Source organism: Paucilactobacillus suebicus DSM 5007 = KCTC 3549, assembly GCF_001434475.1.
Lineage (GTDB): Bacteria > Bacillota > Bacilli > Lactobacillales > Lactobacillaceae > Paucilactobacillus > Paucilactobacillus suebicus.
The window spans coordinates 74,611-96,182 of record NZ_AZGF01000005.1 but is presented as its reverse complement, the minus strand read 5'-3'; the positions used below and the strand labels follow the sequence as shown (position 1 = coordinate 96,182).

Below are 21,572 nucleotides of genomic sequence, written 5' to 3'. Positions count from 1 at the left end.
CGAGGCTCCAAGACTTGAACCCTGATTTAGGATTTTTGACTGAGGAGCCTCGCTTTTTTATCAATCATTCGTTGCATGCTTAGGTTAGACAACTTAAACCAATAGCAACTATGATGCATATAAATTTTTCAATCTCCTCAATTCGAGGATTAAGTTAACTTAAAATTGGACTATTTCACCGTTTAGTTGGACTTTAATAGGTAGGCCATGCATCAAGGTTACGTGAGAACCTCGTTCAGAAACCGAGAGTTTGATTTGACTACCGTGATACTGGATACATACAACATATGCATTCCAAGAAGGTGGCATAATAGGATCAAGGATTAATTTATTTTCAGTTGCCTGAACATGTGCCAATCCCAATAAAATTACCAGCCAAATGCCGCCCATTGACGCAGTGTGAATGCCATTTGCAGTGTTGTTTTGACTATCCGTCAAGTCGGTTTTAAATGAAGATTGCAGCATCTGATCAAAAGCATCTTGGTCGGGTAAACGTGAAGCGGCGATTGCATAGGCACACCTTGATAATGAGGAATCGTGAGTGGTCAGCGGTTCATAGTATTCATAATTAATTTTTTGCTGCTCGTTGGTAAATCTATATGGCATTAACGCCATAGCTAAAATTAAGTCGGCCTGTTTTAATACCTGATGCTGATATAGGAACAATGGATGATAATGCATGAGAAGTGGGAATTTCGATTTATCCATCGTTTTAAGGTCTAATTTAGGTTTTGACAAAAAGCTATCATCTTGACCAATTAAATTGTCTTCACGAGGAATAAACATCTGTTTAGCGGCCATTTCAAATTGCTGCCACTCTTTTTCAGTGACACCAAATCTGGCGACCTGTGATAAGTCAAAAGACGTTGTTAGAAATTCTAGCTGGTTTTTAACCATTAAATTTGTGTATGAATTATTGTTCACTAACGCAGTGTATTCGTCAGGGCCGGTAACCGTGTTGATCACAAATCCTTTTTCTTTATCCCAGCTACCATAACTGAGGTAAAAACGACTTGCTTCTACTAGCATTTTAAGACCGTATTGACGCATAAAGTGTTCGTCATCAGTGAAGTAATAGTACTGCTGGAGAGCAAACATGATATCAGCGTTGATGTGTACAGCCGCAGTGCTGGCAGGAAAATAGGCGGATGATTCTTCTCCATTAATTGTGCGCCATGGGAACAGGGCCCCTCGATAACCTAGATCCATAGCATGCTCCGTTGCGTGGGACAATTGATTATATCGGTTAGTTAGCAATGATTTGGCAATTTGAGGTTGGGTCATTGTAAAAAACGGGATGATATAAATCTCTGTATCCCAGAAATAATGGCCATCGTATCCTGTACTTGATAGGCCCTTCGCACTTATACCTCGTTTACCATCTTTACCGACCGATTGAAGTAGTTGAAATAGTGCGAATCGGCTGGCCATTTGTAAATCGTCATGGTAGTTTGTAGCAATATGAATGTCGCTATCATGCCAAAACAGACGCATGTAATTTGCTTGTTCCTTTCTTAATGCATCAAATCCAGCTTCTTTACTTTTTTCTAATTCTGCCACTACTGTTTCCGATACCGATTCTCCATGAGATTCCCGAGTATCAAAATAACAGGCGAATTTTTCCATTCTGACCGGTTGCTGATCAATCAATATTTGACTTTGCCATATTTTTTGGTTGTTGCTAACCTTGCCATCCAAATTGTGAATCGCTCCAACCATGGCGGATAGGTCGCTACGTTGAGTCGTAAAACTGAGGCCAATAATTTGATCGTTTTGAGTGTTAATCTGACGGGCATGTTTCATAATTTCATCAGTATTGATTTCACTAACCCTCGGATCATCACTTGAATGTGCGGATAGATTGTCTGAATCGATAGTTGATTTAATTGACAGGATTCCACGCTTGAAATTAACAGGTTTAACAGTCATCTGAATTGCAAAAATATGTTTACGGACATGGCTAACGATCCGCCTAAACGAAACTTGGATTTTTTTACCGCTTAGTTTACCGGTCCATACAAATTTGTGTGTCATTAGGCCCGTTTTCATTGATAAATCTCTAATATTATCAGTAATTTCGCCGTGATTGTGATCTACTGGAATGCCATCCAGTTGTAAGCTGATATGTGATGCATCGGGAAGACTAATCATTGATTGTCGTTCGCTGGGATAACCGTGGGCTTGCTCACCATAGGTAATTGGGGCTGTTTCATAGAAGCCGTTAATATAGGCACCATGGGTAGTCGACTTCTCACTAATGGCATCATCTTCGTAAGCACCGCGCATACCAAAATAACCGTTGCCAACGGTAAGGATTGACTCAATAGTTTGATTGTCGGAGACGGACAATTCGTTATCATAAATCTCCCAATTTTCATTAATGGCCATTGTTGAACCTCCTTGTCAAAAAATTAGTTAACATATAGTACGATTGTAATGTAGGAGAGTTGAATTGTTAAACAAAGAGTGCCAAAAAATGCGATCAGATGCTGTTTTATAAGGAACCCCCAGCTTAACCGTGAACTATGCGGTTAGGCTGGGGGTTCCTTATAAAATGAGCGTCTGCATTTTTTGGCACGTTTAATAAAAATAAGAGGAGAGAACACTTAACCGTGAACTATGCGGTTAGGCTGGGGGTTCCTTATAAAATGAGCGTCTGCATTTTTTGGCACGTTTAATCAAAATAAGAGGAAAGAACACTTAACCGTAATAAACGGATAATTAAAACAGGAATCCAGAATAAAATCTGGATCCCTGTTTGCAATGCAAATCCGTTGAAGTGTTTATTTGCCGTTAAATTTAGCACCGTGCTTTTCGAGAAAGGCGGTCATACCTTCTTTTTGATCTTCGGTGGCAAATGTTTGAGCCCACATTTGAGTCTCAAATGCGATCCCTGTATCTAAGTCAAGATCGGCACCTTTATCAATCACATACTTGGCCATTCGTACGGCTACAGGACCATTTTTCATGATCTTATGTGCAATTTCATCGACTTTGGTCATCAAGTCATCTAACTCGACAACTTCTTCAACTGCACCAATTTCTTTAGCTTCTTGAGCTGTGATTTGGGCGCCAGTAGCAATAATTTCCTTAGCTTTACCACGACCAACTAGACGGGTTAATCGTTGAGTACCACCAAATCCAGGAACAATGCCTAAGCCAACTTCTGGTTGTCCAAACTTAGCAGTTGCTGCGGCCACTCTAATATCGCAAGAATTTGCTAACTCAAAGCCACCGCCCAAACAATATCCATTGACGGCTGCAATTGTGATTTGTGGTAATTCTTGAATTGTGTGGAATGCCTTATGCGCAAGTTCTGATAGTGCGGCGGCTTCAATTGGATTCATTGAGACCATTTGTGAAATATCAGCCCCAGCAACAAAAGCCTTTTGACCTGAACCTGTGATCACTAAAACCTTAACATCGGTATTGTCTTTGACCTCATTTAGGGTCTCGCCAATTTCTCTTAATGTATCTGAATTAAGAGCATTAAGTGATTTAGGACGATTAATAGTTAAAGTACCAATACCATCCTTAACGTCAAACAACAGATTTTCATAATTCTTCATGATTAACATCCTCCTGAAAGAGATGTGATCATAAACACTTTCCAACTTGATGATACATAATTCACAAGCGAAATGGCAAGCATAAAAATAAAAATATTTAGTAATATATTAGTTTTTGATAGCGCTTACTATGCACTACGAAAGCGATTATTGGAGTTTATAACAAATTGTTATCGGTAGTATGAATAAAAATGTAGATTTACGAAATAGTTGTAGGCGTGATAAATTTCATGTGCAAATATTTGCAAATTTTAGGAGGAGGGATTTACATGTCAGATGGACTTGGAATAAAAATGGCTGCTGAATTTTTTGGCACGATGATACTGATCGTGTTTGGTAATGGTGCAGTGGCTAATATGGCTCTAAAGGGTACAACGGGCAGACACGATGGAGGGTGGCTGTTTGTGGCACTTGGATATGGATTTGGTGTTATGATACCGGCATTTATGTTTGGCTCGATATCCGGTAATCATATCAATCCAGCAATTACAATTGCGTTTGCCACGGTTGGATTATTTCCATGGGCAGACGTTTTACCATATATCACGGCGCAATTTGCTGGTGCAATCGTTGGGCAACTGATTGTCGTCGTTTGCTACTGGCCGTTTTACAAGAAAACTCAAGACGAAGCAGCTGTTCTAATGACTTTTTCAACTGGAGACGGTGCCGATAGTACGATTAATGGATTTCTAAACGAAATGTTTGGCACACTGTTCTTAGTGTTCGGAGCCCTGGGAGCTTATCATGGAATGTTTTTGGCACAAAATATCGATATTGCGAACGTGGCAGTTGGCTTGTTAATTATGACACTGGTCATTTCGATGGGAGGTGCTACAGGTCCAGCGTTAAATCCTGCAAGAGATTTAGGACCAAGGTTAGTTCATTACCTGTTACCAATACCGAATAAAGGTAAGTCAAACTGGTGGTATAGCTGGGTTCCTGTAGTTGCACCGATAGTTGGCGCAATCATTGGTGCCGTACTTTTCGTTATGTTTTTTCCAATCAAGTAAAAAAAAGTTTGTGAAATTATAGATTAAATAATGCTTTAAATTACTGACAAATCAAGTTCATAACATACGGTTATCAAAAACATGAATAATCTGTATTTGTAGTATTTACAGAAAGTGATTACATTAATGGCAGAGATAATTATCCTAAATGTTCAAAGCAAGCTTGTTTTTGTACTATCATTTGTGAAAACTTGAATTAAGGCGGCGAGTCCTATGGAAAAGTATCGGTCAATTACAGAAGACGAAATCAAAGTTGGAATGACAAGTGAATTTTGTAAGGAGGTAACTAAGGAAAATATTGAGAGATTTGCTGAAATTACTGGCGATCAGAACCCATTGCATATGGATGATGAGTTTGCAAGTCATACACAGTTCGGTGGCAGAATTGCCCACGGTATGTATTCGGCTTCATTGATTTCGGCGGTGATTGGAATGAAAATGCCAGGACCCGGTGCTGTGTACTTAGGTCAGACTCTAAACTTTAAGGCCCCAGTTCACTTCGGAGATGTGCTGGTGGCGAAAGCAACGGTTGCTAAGATTGTTCAGAAATCAAAGTTTAAGATTGTAACAATTGATACCAAAGTAACAAATCAGAATGGTACGGTCGTGACTGACGGTGAAGCAACCGTTATTCCGGCAAAGGATTAGAAAATAAAATTTTGAGATGCATCGTAAACACTTTCCAGGTAATTACATGGCAAACCAAAATTTTAATTTGAAGGAGTTAATATCATGATGTCAGATAAAATGGTTAAAATCAGTGAAAAGCTTAAAGGTAATGTTGCTCGTTCTGTGAACCCTTACGGTTGTCGCCAAGAGGTCATTAATCAAATCAACTATGTTAAAGGCAAAGGACATTATGACGGAGCCAAAAAAGCGTTAATTATTGGTGGATCATCCAGTTATGGTTTAGCAAGTCGAATTACTCAAGCGTTTGGTTCTGGTGCAGATACTATTAGTGTTGCATTTGAACGACCTGTTAAGGATGAAACGATGCTTGGAACCGCTGGATGGTGGAACAACATTTACTTCAAGCAGGAAGCTGAAAAGGCCGGCTTGTTAGCGAAAAACTTCAATGGTGATGCCTTTACTGAAGACATGAAGAAACAAGTTATTGACTATATTAAAGGCGAATTTGGTGGTCAAATTGATTTATTAGTATACTCAGTGGCTGCTCCAAAAAGAAGTAATCCAAACAATCCTGACGAAGTTTGGCGTTCTCAATTAAAGCCAATCGGTAAAGAAGTTACTGGATATAACATTAACTTGCAAGAAAATTCTTTATTTGAGCAAACAATCGAAGGTGCGACTCAAGAAGAGGTTGATGCAACTGTTCACGTTATGGGCGGCGAAGACTGGGAGATCTGGGTTCAAGAATTAAAGGACGCCGGTGTCTTAGCAGAAGGATTCAAGACTATTTTATATTCATACATTGGCTCTCCTGTAACGTATGATTTTTATCATGAAGGAACGCTTGGCAAGGCTAAGGATGCTGCTGAAGAATCATCACACAAAATCCAAAAGATGATTGACGATATTGATGGTAAATCTTTAATCAGCGTGTCGAAGGCCGTAACTACTAAAGCGTCTGTGGTTATTCCAATATTCCCAGTATATTGCATTGCTTTATATAAGGTAATGCAAGAAAAGGGAACTCATGAGACTCCAATCATGCACAAAGACCGTCTTTTCCGTGACATGGTCTATGGAAATAAGCCAGAATTTGATGAAAGAGGTCGCCTTCGTCCGGATGCTTGGGAGCAAGATGAAGATACGCAAAAGAAGACCGTTGCCTTGATGAAGCAAATTACCCCTGAAAACTTTAATACCGACTTAACGGCTTATAGCACATTTAGAAAAGAATTCATGCAAATCAACGGATTCGAAGTTGATGGTGTTAATAATGACAGCGTTGATTATGATGAAATTACGAAATTACGTCCATAGGAGATGAGAATATGTCAGTAAAATTTGTTGATAGCGAATCGGTTATTAAAGAAATTCCTGATAATGCAACGATTGCACTAGAAGGATTCTTGGGATCGGACGTTGCAGAAGATGTGCTGGAAAATCTTCATAAAACATATTTAGAGACTGGTCATCCCCGTAACTTAACCTTTTATCATGCTTCTGGAATTGGAGACGGTAAAGACCGCGGTACTAATAATTTAGCTGAACCAGACATGGTAAAAAGAATTGTTGGCGGTCACTGGGCACTAGCACCTAAATTGGAACCATTGGTTGAAGCAAATAAAATTGAAGCTTACTGTTTCCCACAAGGCGTTTTATCACAAATCTTTCGGGATTCTGCAGCTCACAAGCCACTTCAAATTACGAGAGTTGGTCTAGGAACATTTATCGATCCGGATCTACAGGGTGGTAAGTTAAATGCAGCAGCCAAGGACGACTTAGTTTCAAAGATTCAAATTAAAGGTAAGGATTACCTTGCTTATGAAGTACCTAAGCCTAACGTCGCAATTTTACGCGGATCATATGCTGATGAAGATGGCAATATCACTTTTGAAGATGAGCCATTAACGCTGGAATCAACAGCAATTGCAATGGCTGCCCATAATAACGGTGGTAAAGTAATTGTTTCAGTTAAGAGAATCGTGAAACGTGGATCAATGGAGCCAAAGGATATTCGAATTCCGGGCCTACTAGTTGACTATGTATGTGAAACTGATGACGAAACGATGACCCAACAAAGTACATCAACAGTTTATAATCCAGATTTTGTTAAGGCCTCTGTTATCAGAGCTGAAGGAGCAATTAATGTTCCATTAGATGTTAAAAAGGTTATTGCGCGCCGTGCAGCAATGTTTCTTGAACCAGAAGATCGAGTAGTTAACTACGGTATCGGCAAATATCCAGAAACGGTATCTCTTGTTCTGAAAGAAGAAAATGCTGCAGATAATATTATTACAACCGTGGAACCTGGAACGTTTGGTGGCGTTCCGCTAGGCGGTGGAGACTTTGGTTGTGCAATCTCACCTCAATCTACGATTGATCAACCTTACATGTTTGATTTCTATGATGGTGGTGGCATTGATATTACGTTCCTAGGACTGGCTGAATTGGATTCACACGGCAATATCAACGTTTCCAAGTTTGGTCCTAAAATTGCCGGAGTCGGTGGCTTCGTTAACATCACACAAAACACAAAGACAACGGTATACACTGGTACGTTTACCGCCGGCGGTTTCTGTGCAGATGTGGAAAATGGAGAACTTCATATCACCAAGGAAGGCAAAAAAGACAAACTGGTTAGTGATGTTGAACAAATTACATTTAGTGGCCACGTTGCGTATGAAAACGGACAAAATGTTTACTACGTGACTGAACGTGCCGTCTTTAAGCTGGTTGCTGATGGAATTGAATTAATAGAAATTGCACCAGGAATCAATCTACAGCGTGATGTGTTGGATCATATGTCATTCACACCCAAGATCAGCGATGATCTGAAGTATATGGACGCTAGAATTTTTGCTCCAGATAAAATGGGTAATGTGGAAAATCATGCATCAAAGTCCGTGGCAGTTACTAATTAAGCGTTTGAATGCATAAAGAAATTATGGAACCATTCCTGGGTATAGTTAACAACTTCACTTTTGTTAGCCGTATCTAGGGTACATAGACTAATGTTCCAAGGGAAAAAGGGTTTAACCTGGCGGTGTTCGATTTCGGTACCGGCAAAATTTTTACCAATGGGGGTCGCCATTAAGGTGATGACGTCTAATTCCTGACACATATTTAAAAGTAAATCCCAAGATCCAGACTGGAAAAAGAACTTTGGCTCAATACCGAGTTGCCGTAAGCGTTGCTTCCACTGATACGTGACCATGAAGCTGTCATCAAGCGACACAATTTTTTCCTTGGCAATTTCCTTAAACGAGATTGGACCATCGAAATCGTGAAAGCGGTGGTGCTTATTAAACCAAGCAGAGACAGAGTCTCTAACGATGATATCTTCGTGAATACCAGGATATGTTGCGGGAGAAACCAGAACAGCAATATCGATGTCTTGCAACATTAACATTTTTTGCAAATCGTAAGCACCAGTTTCGACAACTTTTAAATCTATCAAGGGATTATCCTGGATAAAATGAGGAATCGCGTTATTGAAAAGCGTTGAAATAATTACTGGAGCAATTCCCATCTTCACCGTTCCTTGATTTTCATCAGCAGTGGAATGGAATGCATCCATCATTTGATTAAATTTCTTTTCAATTTTACGACCACGTTCGATTAGCTCATCCCCAGATTCAGTCAAGCCAGTAATCCGGTTACGACTTCTGGTGAAAATGGCGTTGTCCTCAGTTCTTTCAAGATCATTGATAAATTTGCTGAGTGCGGGTTGAGAAATATGAAGTCTCTGTGCGGCTTTGGTTAAATTGTAACCGTTCTCAACAATGCAAATTAAATATTCAATGTGTTTGATATCCATGATGTCCTCCAACTAACCCCTGAAGGGATAAGTGATTTTGTTATGAAACAGTTAAAACATATTTTTTTAAACGATCTATCATCATCTATTATACATGATCAGCACCACACAAACCCTATAATTATTAGTATTGCTGGAAATATTGCAGTGGGTAAATCAACTTTTGCTAAGCAACTTCAAAATGATTTGCAACAAAGAATGCTCAATAAATCGATCGATTTGGTCTGCACGGATAATTTTTTATATAGTAATACCAAACTAAAGAAGATGAATAATTTTGACCATAAGGGATTTCCAGATAGCTATGATCAAAATCTGATTGAAAACTTTATTGAATCAATTAATAACGGGAATGCCATTGATATACCGATGTATGATCATCACGTCAATGATATTTCTAATCAACAAATGGTGGTATATCAACCAGATATACTGATAATTGAAGGCTTAATTAGTCTGCAGCATCCACTTTGCGACATGGCAACAACAAAGATATTTCTTGATGCTGATTCTAGAGATGTTTTTCAGTGGTACGCAGTTCGCTGCCACCAATCAATGCCGCTAGAAACGACTGAACGATTTAATACTAAGATTATGCAGGCGTGGCAATGTGTTGATGTGCCTAATTACCAAAAGTTTGTTGTGCCAACTAGAAAAAATGCCGACATGGTTTTATCGATGAATCGACGACATGAATTGATTAATATTAATTATCAGCATTCATACGAGGAGGTTGAGCTGAATGCGGTTTACAACTAGCGATGGAATTGAACTTGAGTATAGCGATGATGGTAAAGGTTATCCAGTTTTAATTACGACTGGGTATGGTGGGTTTAAAGAAATTTGGTATCAGCAGGTTCGTTGCCTGGTTGATCATGGTTATCGTGTCATTAATTTAGATCGAAGAAATCATGGTCGTTCGGAAGTGACAGCAAAAGGCCTTCGAATGAGTAGACAAGGCAAGGATATCCATGAATTAATCAAATTTTTGCACATTTCGAAATTAAACGTCATGGGGAATTCAATGGGTGCTTCAGCTTTATGGGCATATTGTTCATTATATGGGGATGGAGTCATCAATAAAATGATTTCGGTTGACCAATCACCTAAAATGATTGCAGATGATTCTTGGCCATATGGATTATTAGACTTAAACTGGAATAATTTTCCTGAAGCCGCTGAAAAAATGTATGGTGTTAAAACGACAGTTAAAAATATTGACGATGAAACATATCGACAATTGAAAATGGTTCAATCGGGATACCGATTTGACTATGAGTTAAACAAGCCATTGCTTTATGATCATGCATTTCAAGATTGGCGGGATGTCTTGAAATTAATGAAATGTCCAATTTTATTTATTGCGGGACGGCAGAGCCCATTTTGGTCAAGTGATCACGCAAAAGCAGCAGCCCAAATGTGTTTGAACGGTCAATACGCCATTGTTGATCATGCCGGTCATATTGTAATGTCTGAGCAAACGGATCAATTTAATAAGTTAATGATAGAATTTTTTGAATAGCATCGTTCTTAAGACGTCCTTACCGAGTGAGTAAACATACGGTGAGGGCGTTAATATATTGTTCATTTTAAAGGATTGAATTTATCAATTGATAAAGAAAAACTGGCAGTTGTGAATTAATTAAATCGGAGAAAACTTAATTCAAAAATTTGGCTATTCATGCATGATTAAAAGGATTAGAATTAACTGGTAAATGCTTTGATATACACAAATTCAGTCCGTGCGGTGAAAAATTATGTATAGATATTTTATTCAACCACAGTTAAATAAAATTAATAAGTCAGTTGTTGGCTACGAGCTATTAATTAGACAGCAAGTTGGTAGTCGATGGGTGTTACCAGAACATTTTTCGGATATTCCAATAGACATAATGGTTAATACTCTTCTGAAAACAACAAGTACTCTTTCTTTAAAAGTTAAGACAATTTCAGTTAATTTAAATCGTCGTCAGATTTTAGACCCGCTCATAGACGATGCCTTGATTAGGTGTCAGCAACAAATTCAACCACTAAAATTAGTGATCGAAGTGACCGAGGAACCGGGTGATGAACAGATTACATCTTTGGAGTTGCTGGGGATGCTTAGTCGTTTTTGGGAACATGGAATGGAAATATCTTTGGATGACGTCGGCAGTGGCAATAACCATTATGAACAGATCAAGAACTTTCTGCCAATTGCCTCTGAATTAAAATTTGCACTTCAAAATTTTGATGAGGGAATTGAAAATATGATCATTCAGGATCACATTAAAAGGTGGCAAAAGATTGCCGCCAATAATCGATCTCGGTTCATGGTTGAAGGAATTGAAACCTCAGATGATGAAGAAATTGCTAGTTCACTAGGAATTAAATATTGCCAAGGATATTACTATGGCAAGCCGCATTTATTAAGGTTAGATTAATAGCAAAGAAAATTGTGAAATTGCTTACGAAGTCGTTGAAAAAGCGCTTACATTATGTGATAATTACATTTGTAGGGGAGTACTCAATGAATTCTCGAATTAGCGGCTGCTAGGCCGCAGAAAACAGTGGACTGTTTTGAAGCACCGGTTTGTGTGGGGCGGGTGCTTTTTTGATGCTTTGCTAATGCGCTCCTATATAAAAATGAGACCGAGAATATTTTTCTCGATCTCATTTTGTGTTCACTTTGCAAATTCAGTATTTAAACTATGATGTTTTGCTGAATTACGGTCGTTACCATAAGCAATTAACCTCATTGCGTTAAAAATAACGATTAAAATACTTGCCTCATGGACAAACATACCACTAGCCATATAAATGAATCCGGCCACTAAGCCAAACAACAAGAAAGCAACCACGCCAATTGCAATTGTTATATTTTCCTTTGTATTTAACACTGTCTTTTTAGCTAATCCATATGCGTGAACGAGTGAGTTGAAGTTTGATTTCATTAATACAATGTCTGAGGTTTCGATTGCAACATCTGTACCACTTCCCATTGCAATGCCAATATCCGCAGTTGCGATCGATGGACTGTCGTTAATGCCATCGCCGACGAATGCAACTCGATTACCTTGCGATTGATATTCTTTGACCAGTTCTAATTTTTGTTCCGGCATTAGCTCGGCGTAAACTGTATCGATGCCAACCTGATTGCCTACATAAGTAGCGGTTGCTTGGTTGTCACCGGTTAACATAATCAAATGTTTGGCTCCGTGATTTCTTAATTCACGAAGTTTATCCGCCACTTCTGGCCGAATAACATCCGCGATACCAATAATAAGAACAATCTGGTGATCAATAGCCACGATCACGTTTGAGCTACCTTTCTTTTGCAGCTGTGTTAAATCATTCGCTTGGGCTGTTGAAAGCTTAATACTGTTTTGGTCCATCATTTTTTTATTGCCAAGAAGAAGATGGTGGCCGTCAACAGTTGCATTAATACCTTGACCCTTAATTGCTTGATTATTATCGACGCTGTAATCACTGAAGGAGATTTTTTGCTGGTTAGCATAGTTCACAATTGCGCGACCAAGGGGATGGTCTGAGAGACTTTCAATTTTGGCAGCATAGCTTATTGAAGTTTTGACATCGTTATTATACTGATTAACTTCGGTAACAGATGTTTTCCCCGTCGTCAGTGTTCCAGTTTTATCAAACATGAAGGTATCAATTTTTGCAAAACTGTCCATTGCTTCTCCGCCTTTAACTAAGATACCACGTTTAGCACCGTTGCCAATTCCGGCAACGTTTGAAACGGGTGCACCGATTACGAGGGCGCCTGGACAGCCAAGAACTAGTACCGTGATTGCAAGCTTAAAATCTCTAGTTATTACAAAAACAATTAGTGCAATGATTAAGACAGCTGGCGTGTAATATTTAGCAAAACGATCGATGAATTTTTCGGCATGCGATTTGGTATCTTCGGCTTCTTCAACTAGGTCAATAATCTTAGCAAAAGTGGTATCATCACCAACTTTGGTGGCTTTCACTTTTAAAAAGCCATCGCTAACTATGGTTCCTGAAAAAACATTGTCATTTACTTGCTTACTAATTGCTTTTGATTCTCCAGTAATCACGGATTCATCTGTATAACCATGACCATCAATGACTTCGCCATCAACTGGCACAGATGCGCCTGTTTTCACCAGTACAACATCATTTTCCGCCACGTCATCAACATCGATTTTACTTGTGGTGCCATCAGCATTTACGAGTACTGCGGTTGATGGTGCCATTTCAGTCAGTGATTTAATTGATTGACGAGTTTTGGTTAAAGTTCTTTGTTCTAGATAACCGCCGAATTGAAATAAAAAAGTGACGATTGCAGATTCATTGAACTCGCCGATAATAAAAGCACCAATGACAGCGATACTGACGAGCAATTCAATACTGATCACTTTTGCTCTTAGTGATTGATATGCGTGAATCATAATGGGAACTGCTGCAATGACTGATGCTGTGGCAAGTATGACATTAAAACCCAGATCATTAGCAAAAAGAAATTTACTAAGATAGCCCGTGATAATCAAAATTGCCGAGGCGAGTGTGATTTGATTATTATGTTTTTGAATAAATATCTGAAATTTCATTTGAACCACTCCTCATAAAATGATTTGATGTTGACTAAATCATAACGGGAATGAACGTAAATAAAATTGATGTAAATCAATTTTTGGCAGAAAGGTTTTAATTCATATAATTAGTAGTGTTAACTAGTTCTATGTTAGAATGATTATAAACTAGAAGAGTCAACGAGGAGGCGCAACCATGAAAAACTCAACTAAATTAGGATTAACTTTAGGGGTCGGCATAGTCGCGTTAATATTAGAATTTGTTTTTAAACTACCGAATGCCGCACAATGGTTGGCAACAATTGCGGGGGCGATCGTAGCGATCCTCATGTTTATTGAAATGGTGAAGACACTCAAGTCAGGAAAGTATGGAATTGATTTACTCGCAATTATGGCAATTGCAGCCACCTTAATTGTGGGTGAGTACTGGGCGAGTTTGGTCGTGTTAATTATGTTAACCGGTGGAGATACACTTGAAGATTATGCGTCAAAAAAAGCTGGAGAAGAATTGAAGTCGTTGCTTGAAAATTCGCCGCAACAGGCTCACCGCTTGTCAAATGGGAAACTTAAAGATGTTGACGCGGAGCAAGTTGAGGTTGGTGACCAATTAATTATAAAACCAGGTGAATTAGTGCCGGTTGATAGCCGTATTATTGATGGTGAGTCTTCGTTTGATGAATCTTCACTAACTGGTGAATCGAATCCAGTAAACAAAAAAATTGATGACGAAGTGATGTCCGGATCGGTGAACGGTTCGGCTTCCGTGACTGTCACTGCGCTAAGTACCGCGGCTAACAGTCAGTATCAGGCAATCATCGAGTTGGTTAAAAAGTCGGCAAACCAACCTGCTCGGTTCGTTAGAATGGCTGATCGCTATGCGGTTCCCTTTACTTTTGTTGCGGTATTAATTGCAGTTTTGGCATGGCTAGTATCGGGCGATCCAGTTCGAATTGCCGAAGTCCTAGTTGTTGCATCTCCGTGTCCTTTGATTTTAGCTGCGCCCATTGCACTAGTTGCCGGAATGAACCGAACTAGCCAAAATGGGATTATTGTTAAAACGGGAACAACTATTGAAAAACTGGCACAGGTGAAAACAGCTGCATTTGATAAAACGGGTACCTTAACCAAGGGTCAGCTTGAAGTTAACGATATTCGTCCTCGTGATCCATGGACTGCGGCGAGTATCATCAACTTAGCTGCCAGTGCTGAACAACATTCAGGTCATGTATTAGCTCGGTCGTTGATTGCTAAAGTTGGACCTCGTAATCTTCTTGAAGTCACAAACTTAGAAGAAATCACCGCACAAGGGATTAAGGGAACTGTCGATGGAAAAACAGTAAAGGTTGGTAAGCTAAAATTTGTGACAAGTGAAGACGTTCAACCTCTGGAGCAGACTGCCGTGTACGTCAGTGTTGATGATAAGTATGCTGGATGTATAACATTCTTGGATCGGTTACGGCCAGAGACACCTGCAACCATTGATGAACTTAGAAGTCTTGGAGTACAAAAAGTATTAATGTTGACCGGGGATCAGACCAAGATTGCTGAGTCAATTGGTCAGCCGCTTGGACTGGATGCTATTCATGGGAACTTACTTCCAGAAAATAAAATTGAAGTTCTCCAAAATATTTCTCAAGAAAATCGACCGGTGATGATGGTCGGTGATGGCGTTAACGATGCACCATCATTAACAGCTGCCGATATCGGAATTGCGATGGGTGAGCATGGGGCAACTGCAGCCAGTGAATCAGCAGATGTAGTGATTCTAAAAGACGATTTAAGTAAAGTGGCTCAATCGGTAGAAATCAGTCAGGATACTATGAAAATCGCAAAGCATGACGTTTTGACGGGAATTGTCATTTTGGTTGTACTGATGCTGATCGCTTCAACTGGTGTAATTCCAGCGTTGATTGGAGCATTGTTTCAAGAAATTGTTGATATGGTAACGATTTTATTAGCTTTACGAGCTAAAAATGGTAGTCGCACAAGTCGGAGAATTTTAGCAGACATGCAAAAAAGAATCGATTTAAAAATGGCTTGAATCAAACATTTAACCAACCAATTGCATTTTTGTGTCAGACTAATTTTAAAATTAGCGCTATAATGATTACGATGTAATTTTATATCGTTGAAGGAGGGATTGCTATGGATGAACAGACAATGGCTAAACAGGCTATATTCTGGGGAACTTTCTACCCTGGCCTTGTAATTGTGTATGGAATTATCACACTTCTAGTTTATGGATTGATGAGTGTCAGTGCTGCCCTAGGTTTTGTAATGTGGGGACTCTGGATTGTAGTGTTGGCTCTGATGGTTTTATACCTTAACAGAACAGTACGTTACAGCTGGTATGAGTACCAACATGGCAAAGATAAAAAGTAGTTATATTAACACAAAAAAGCGTCAAGTATGATAACTTCGATGAAGTTTGTACTTGACACTTTTTTAATTTGCCGTGATATGTTTACGCTTTTCAATGCCTTGAGCCCAAATATTAATTGCTAGGGATGCCAGCATTAAAATCAGCGCCATTATCATAATATGCTGTAAGCCGTTATGCAATATACCTCTCATTGATGGAATAAGTTTGCTTGGTAAGCTACTGATGTTAGATGCATCACTCAGTTTATTCATCATCTTCATCGTAATTGTACCACCGGATGATTCGACACCTTTTCGCAAAGCACTATTCATAATAATGCCAAAAATAGATGCGGTAAAAGTTTGACTGAGCATTCGAATTAGAAAGCTAAATGAGGTAGCAACTGGAATGTCTTCAAGATCAGCGTCCTGTTGCACTTTAACCTGAAGCTCGTTGAAACAAGCACCATTGCCGAATCCTTCAAATGCTGCGGCGATTAAGATCAACCAATACGGCGTGTGGACACCCATAATCAGCATAAGGACGAATGACATCGTTAGCGTGATAATTCCAAGACCAATTACTTTTTGCGGTGTCAGGTAGCGACGCAATGGTGCAACGGATCCTGAACCAGAGAAATTTGTGATTGAACTGGGAATTTGAGTGGCACCACCAATTAAAGCAGAGGTTCCCAGCAGTCCCTGTGCCCACATGGGGATGTATGTTAAAAAGGCAATAAACGCACCCCAAATTAATGTAAACAATGCAAAATCAATCATTAGGGATCGATTCTTAAATAAACGTCCTGGAATGATCGGATCGGGGACATGTTTTTCCATATTCATCATTGCGATAAACATTATAAATGCAAAAATAATCAATCCGGCGACAATTAAGTTGTTGGTTGACCCAATTAATTCAATGCCAGTTAGCAAACTGATGAGCCCAATTGTCATTAATGCTGACCCGGCGTAGTCAATTGGACTGGTTTTAGTGTGCTTTTTAGCGTCCTTGTAGTAAAACTGGACTAATAATGCCGAAATAATACCAATCGGTACATTTAGGTAAAAAATCCAGTGCCAACTTAGAGCGTCGACAATTGATCCACCAACCAGAGGGCCGATGATCGTAGCCGTACTATAACTGGCCGAAACAAATCCTAACACCTGCATTCTCTTTCGCGGGTTTGAATATAAGTCTGCGTATATGATGTAGGGTAGTGAAATCATTCCACCATTACCGATTCCCGCGATTGCCCGCGTGACGATCAGGAAAATCATGTTTGGTGACAGACCTTGTAAGAATGAACCTAAAACGAACAAAAGTGCAGCTATTTCATAGCTGCGTTTGTTACCAATGTGTTCGCCAAGCTTGCTCCATAGTGGTGTGCTGACAGCTGTTCCTAGCAAGAATACGGCCACGATCCATCCCATTAATTCAATACCGTGCAAGTCAGAAATGATTGCAGGAAGTGCAGTATTAATAATGGTATTATCAAGCCCACTCATTGCGTTGGACAATACCAATGCAAAAGTAACGATGATGACGTTGCGATTAGACAAAATATTCTCTTCTTCCTCAATTTAAGTTACCGTTTAATATGTTACAACTTAAACAGAGGTTTGAAAATTATTATCTGATAATTATTTAAAGGTAAGCGAATACATTTACAAATAACCTGGAGTCAACGTACCTAAACAATAAATTACCTATTTTTACGTTCACCTTTTGGAACTGGATAGTAATTCTCAACTGGAATATTTTGAAAAATTTCTTGTAATTTATCTGGTTCAGATAATGCAGATTGCGCTTTAGCAGGAGTTACTGAATATTTGGCACGAAACGCTAAATCGGTTAGTTCATTTGTGCTAAGATCGTCCTTGAGCTGGTTGGTCATGTAAGACAAGTAGTATTTATTAATAGCTGCTTTGATTTCTGCACCCGTAAAAATACCGGTATAAATGTCGGCTGATGACTGTTTTTTTGAATAAGATTGAATATTAGTTAGGATGATTTTATCAAACACATCTGGATCAATATCCAGTACGGTGCAAGCCTTTGTTCTGGTATAGAAATGTTTTGATTCAATCAAATCAGGATTAAAATATGGCTGTGACATAGTAGTAGACCTTCCATCTTCAATATTGCGTTAAAGTAAAACGCTTCCAGTTCTGATACTTAATTCTAAAATAAAAATAAATAAAATCAACTCAGCAAAATAAATTTATCAAAATTAGTAGAAACAAAGTTTCATATTATCTATAAAAGGTGCTTAATTACTAATTTAGTGCTCTAATTAATCCAGACTAAACGTCAATAAATGATTGCCTGCAGTTATTAAAGACCCCCAGGGTTAAAATCCAAGTTCATTCAGGATTTTGGTCTTGGGGGTCTTATGTTATGGGAATAAAATGTATTTACTCCCAGTTTTCTAATTTTGTGTTCGAACATATTCTTTTGGTGTCATATTAAAGTGTTTTTTAAACTCGCGGCTAAAGTGACTCGGATCGGAATATGCCAATCGTTCGGCTACTTCACTGACCTGCGTTTTGGGCTGTCTGAGCAAGTTCTTGGCCGCTTCAAGTTTTAACGATATCAGGTAAGCCTGAGGTGACTGACTGTAATATTTTTTAAATATCTCCAATGCATAGCTTTGGCTAATATTATAACTAGATATTATGCCAGACAACGACATTCTTGTGGGATGATCAGAATAGTATATTTGGTCATCCAGTCGATTTTTGATATCTCCAGCAATTTTTTGACACAGTAGAAATTGATCTAAATTAGCTTGTTTTAAACTAAAATTTGGATTTTTTTGAATGGTTGTTACTAAAAACATGATTAGGTTAATCATTGTAACTTGTATATTTAATTTGTCAGACAGATTATAGTCACGCTTAAACAATTTTATTAACGCAAGGACATGGGTCTTAAGACCATCATATTCTTGATCTGCAGGTGTAATAATATGGTTCGCGTAGCGTCTCGTTAACATGTATTTCAATGTTGAATCATCCAAATTAAAATGAACAGCAAAGTAAGTCATGGGTTGATTTCCAAGCACAAAGTTATTATGACGAATACCGTAGGGGATAATAATAAATTCCCCAGCGTGGACATCCATATCCCCAATTTCTGAAATTGTGTGCTGAGTACCTTCAATAATGTACATCAGTTCAAACGCCAAATGCGACTCAGGCTTCCAGTGCCATCCAGGATTAACAGTTTCTTTGTGACCACCAAACAGGGTGAATTGGGTATTAATTAAAGGCATACGTTCCATATGCTAGATCATCCTCCCAAAAGTATTAGTCACATTATACTATTGATTGTTATTGAAGAAACTCCTTCAGGCAATCAACAATTAATTGATGGTCCTCCTCAGATTGCATCCCCGATACAGCAATTGTTCCAATTAATCCAGTCCCTTTAATGACGACAGGAAATGCTCCTCCCGCCGCAGCATACTTGGTCTTGTCAAGTAGGCTTGCATCATCTAGTCCTCTATTTTCGGCTTCCATTTTCAGTTGTTGTGCTAGACTGCTAGTACCAAAATTATAAACCGTGTTAATTTTACGCTGGAGCCATTTGTCATTATCAATGGCGGTTCCCGGCAGTGCAGCATGAAATAGTTGTTGACGAGTCCGCGTAATGTCAATTGTGACTGGTGCTGACTTGGCTTTAGCCATTTCTACTAATCGGTAGCCGAGTTGAAGTGCAGTATCATTATCAAATTTGGTAAATTGAAGTTCTTTTTCCTCTTGTTCGACTTCCTGCGAAGTTGGCATAATCATGATTGTACCTTCTTTCATAAATTATTGTCTTAACTGGAATGAGTCCTTGGTGTATTGCATGAACTCAATTTGATTACCGTCTGGGTCGTGACTCCAGAGCTGGTAAGACTTATCGGGACCAAATTTAATTTCACTGTCAATCGCTAGACCTTTACTTTCAAGTTCAGCCTTGGTAGCCTCCAAATCCTCCACTTCAAGACTGATGTGTAAAAAGCCACGAAAATCGTAACCATGGGTAGCATAGGGAAGGTTATCAAAGTCATAAAATAGTTCCAAAAATTGACCAGGTTTGATCTCTAAATAATTGATCCAAGGATCACCATTTTCATCTTTTAGTTCAAATTTTTGCTTCATACCAAGACCATCGCAATAATATTCAACAGATTTTCTCATATCACTAACTTTGAACGAAGCATGCGCAATTCTTTTAATATCCATTACATTTCCTCCAAGTTTAATTTTAAAAAATCAAAGCACTTTCCTGAGTTGGACCCCAGAAGCCATTATCTACGTATCCAGTTGGCAATGGCTGTGGTTTCTTGAACGTTGATTTCATTTCATATATCTGACCATCATGAGCACTAATATACATACCATGAATTAACTCAAACACATGGTAGGCCATCTCCATGCTTGCACGGTGTGGTCGATCTTTAGCAATTGACCAAGCCATTTCTGCGGCGCCAACGCCGCGGGAATTCTCTCTAAAACCATGAGTAAATGGGAAAGTTGTAATTTCATTATTTGGTTTTTGCAACAGATTTGGTGAATCAAAATTATTGGGATCCCCAAGCTTCAAAATACCGTCATCACCAAAGATATTAAGGACCGGTTCTTCACTCAAAATATTCTCTGAATTGAAGTGAACCGTGCACAAAACGCCGTTCTCATATTCAACAACTGCCGTCAAAATATTGTTATCTTCAACCGTTGAAGTTTCTTCAAACCATGGTCTGTCCACGCGCTTGCCAATTCGGTTTGGCTTATAGGTACGACCAAAGGCAGTAACGCGTTTAGCAGGGCCAAGAATGCTAGCAAGGGCGGTCATGTAGTAACAACCGGTATCAAATGGTAACGTACCGCCTTTTTGATTCATGTGAGGAAAGATGTCAGCGTAGATGTCAAAATCACGATTCAGAGATACAACTACTGATAATGGCTGACCAATCAATCCTTTAGACACAATATAATTTGCGGTTTGAATACCGGCACCTAAAAATGTATCTGGTGCAACGCCAAGTCTTAAACCTTTTTCGTTAGCTAAATCACAGAGCTCTTTGCCATCTTCTAGGTTAACAGCAATCATCTTTTCGGAAAAGACATGTTTGCCGTGATTTAAGGCCTGCTTAATGACATCATAGTGCGCTTTGGGGTTGGTCAAGTTAATGATCATCTTAATGGATTTATCGGCAAGAATGTCGTCGTAGCTTTTTGCGGCAATATGATATTCTTGTGCTTTTGCTTCCATTTTTTCTTGATTGAGATCATAACAAGCAACCACGTCAATAATCTTGAATTTGTTTTGTAGCGATTGAATATAGATGTCACTAATTACGCCACATCCAATAATCGCTGCCTTAACTGTTGGTATTTCCATAATAATCCTCCGTTTGCACATGTTTGGTTCAAGTGATAAGTAACCGGTTACATTATAAATGATAAACTGTTTAAAGATATTAGAAAGTGTGTAATTCACACAAAACTAGCCCTAATTCGCAGTCTGTATGTTTTAAAGCTAAGAAGAAGATAGCAAATATTATAATGAAACGACAGTCCACAGCGAAATAACTAAATAAGGTGACCCAACGAATCAACCGTAAAGCATGATTCG

At 38.9% G+C, this 21,572-nt stretch carries 19 protein-coding genes; 9 read left to right on the top strand and 10 right to left on the bottom strand.

The genetic code is table 11. The annotated features are described in order from the left end of the window. Nucleotides 1–159: 159 nt before the first annotated feature. On the bottom strand, nt 160–2,388 hold the full coding sequence (locus FD16_RS03500) for a glycoside hydrolase family 65 protein (RefSeq protein WP_010621913.1): 2,229 nt from the start codon (nt 2,386–2,388) through the stop codon (nt 160–162). A gap of 395 nt (nt 2,389–2,783) precedes the next feature. After that, nucleotides 2,784–3,569, bottom strand: coding sequence for an enoyl-CoA hydratase-related protein (locus FD16_RS03495; RefSeq protein ID WP_010621914.1), 786 nt, complete (start codon nt 3,567–3,569; stop codon nt 2,784–2,786). Nucleotides 3,570–3,838: 269 nt separating this feature from the next. Between FD16_RS03495 and FD16_RS03490 the strand changes: the two genes are divergently transcribed. The 4 genes from FD16_RS03490 (at nt 3,839) to FD16_RS03475 (ending at nt 8,130) form a co-directional block, all read left to right on the top strand. Next, entirely contained in the window at nt 3,839–4,579 is a 741-nt protein-coding gene (locus FD16_RS03490; RefSeq protein ID WP_010621915.1) for an MIP/aquaporin family protein, read from the top strand. A 213-nt stretch (nt 4,580–4,792) separates the two neighbouring features. Further along, entirely contained in the window at nt 4,793–5,227 is a 435-nt protein-coding gene (locus tag FD16_RS03485; RefSeq protein WP_010621916.1) for a MaoC family dehydratase, read from the top strand. Between the two features lie 87 nt (nt 5,228–5,314). Beyond that, entirely contained in the window at nt 5,315–6,526 is a 1,212-nt protein-coding gene (gene fabV, locus FD16_RS03480) for an enoyl-ACP reductase FabV (protein ID WP_010621917.1), read from the top strand. Nucleotides 6,527–6,537: 11 nt separating this feature from the next. Beyond that, nucleotides 6,538–8,130, top strand: coding sequence for an acyl CoA:acetate/3-ketoacid CoA transferase (locus tag FD16_RS03475; protein ID WP_010621918.1), 1,593 nt, complete (start codon nt 6,538–6,540; stop codon nt 8,128–8,130). On the opposite strand, the gene FD16_RS03470 is transcribed toward FD16_RS03475, so the two are convergent. Next, complete coding sequence (locus FD16_RS03470; protein ID WP_010621919.1) at nt 8,127–9,026, bottom strand: LysR family transcriptional regulator; 900 nt, start codon at nt 9,024–9,026, stop codon at nt 8,127–8,129. The two genes, FD16_RS03475 and FD16_RS03470, sit on opposite strands and share 4 nt — an antisense overlap. Before the next feature lie 42 nt (nt 9,027–9,068). Between FD16_RS03470 and FD16_RS03465 the strand changes: the two genes are divergently transcribed. From FD16_RS03465 to FD16_RS03455, 3 genes are all read left to right on the top strand, one after another. After that, complete coding sequence (locus FD16_RS03465; RefSeq protein ID WP_010621920.1) at nt 9,069–9,785, top strand: type I pantothenate kinase; 717 nt, start codon at nt 9,069–9,071, stop codon at nt 9,783–9,785. Beyond that, on the top strand, nt 9,769–10,548 hold the full coding sequence (locus FD16_RS03460) for an alpha/beta fold hydrolase (protein WP_010621921.1): 780 nt from the start codon (nt 9,769–9,771) through the stop codon (nt 10,546–10,548). The genes FD16_RS03465 and FD16_RS03460 overlap by 17 nt, the downstream gene beginning before the upstream one ends. 235 nt (nt 10,549–10,783) lie before the next feature. Beyond that, nucleotides 10,784–11,449 carry an EAL domain-containing protein gene (locus FD16_RS03455; protein ID WP_010621922.1) on the top strand — a complete coding sequence of 222 codons (666 nt, stop codon included), beginning with the start codon at nt 10,784–10,786 and terminating at the stop codon, nt 11,447–11,449. Between the two features lie 240 nt (nt 11,450–11,689). Here the strand turns inward: FD16_RS03455 and FD16_RS03450 are convergent, their stop codons facing one another. Then, nucleotides 11,690–13,600, bottom strand: coding sequence for a heavy metal translocating P-type ATPase (locus FD16_RS03450; RefSeq protein WP_010621923.1), 1,911 nt, complete (start codon nt 13,598–13,600; stop codon nt 11,690–11,692). A gap of 178 nt (nt 13,601–13,778) precedes the next feature. Here FD16_RS03450 and FD16_RS03445 point away from each other — a divergent pair, with 178 nt between their 5' ends. Together FD16_RS03445 and FD16_RS03440 are read left to right on the top strand one after the other, a co-directional pair. Beyond that, a complete protein-coding gene (locus tag FD16_RS03445) occupies nt 13,779–15,623 on the top strand; it encodes a heavy metal translocating P-type ATPase (protein ID WP_010621924.1) in 1,845 nt (614 codons plus the stop codon). 104 nt (nt 15,624–15,727) lie between these two features. Further along, the gene (locus tag FD16_RS03440; RefSeq protein ID WP_010621925.1) at nt 15,728–15,964 is read left to right on the top strand and encodes a hypothetical protein; all 237 of its coding nucleotides are present in this window, start codon (nt 15,728–15,730) and stop codon (nt 15,962–15,964) included. Nucleotides 15,965–16,027: 63 nt separating this feature from the next. Here FD16_RS03440 and FD16_RS03435 read toward each other — a convergent pair whose 3' ends face one another. The 6 genes from FD16_RS03435 to FD16_RS03410 all read right to left on the bottom strand — a co-directional run bounded on the left by FD16_RS03435 (nt 16,028) and on the right by FD16_RS03410 (nt 21,338). After that, on the bottom strand, nt 16,028–17,506 hold the full coding sequence (locus tag FD16_RS03435) for an MFS transporter (RefSeq protein WP_010621926.1): 1,479 nt from the start codon (nt 17,504–17,506) through the stop codon (nt 16,028–16,030). 143 nt (nt 17,507–17,649) lie between these two features. After that, nucleotides 17,650–18,063, bottom strand: a complete 414-nt coding sequence (locus FD16_RS03430) for a hypothetical protein (RefSeq protein ID WP_010621927.1) — start codon at nt 18,061–18,063, stop codon at nt 17,650–17,652. A gap of 312 nt (nt 18,064–18,375) precedes the next feature. Next, a complete protein-coding gene (locus FD16_RS03425; protein WP_010621928.1) occupies nt 18,376–19,230 on the bottom strand; it encodes a helix-turn-helix transcriptional regulator in 855 nt (284 codons plus the stop codon). A gap of 49 nt (nt 19,231–19,279) precedes the next feature. Continuing rightward, on the bottom strand, nt 19,280–19,759 hold the full coding sequence (locus FD16_RS03420) for a heme-degrading domain-containing protein (RefSeq protein ID WP_235778162.1): 480 nt from the start codon (nt 19,757–19,759) through the stop codon (nt 19,280–19,282). A gap of 3 nt (nt 19,760–19,762) precedes the next feature. Further along, nucleotides 19,763–20,179 carry a VOC family protein gene (locus FD16_RS03415; protein WP_010621930.1) on the bottom strand — a complete coding sequence of 139 codons (417 nt, stop codon included), beginning with the start codon at nt 20,177–20,179 and terminating at the stop codon, nt 19,763–19,765. A 22-nt stretch (nt 20,180–20,201) separates the two neighbouring features. Then, nucleotides 20,202–21,338 carry a Gfo/Idh/MocA family protein gene (locus tag FD16_RS03410; RefSeq protein ID WP_010621931.1) on the bottom strand — a complete coding sequence of 379 codons (1,137 nt, stop codon included), beginning with the start codon at nt 21,336–21,338 and terminating at the stop codon, nt 20,202–20,204. Nucleotides 21,339–21,572: the final 234 nt, after the last annotated feature.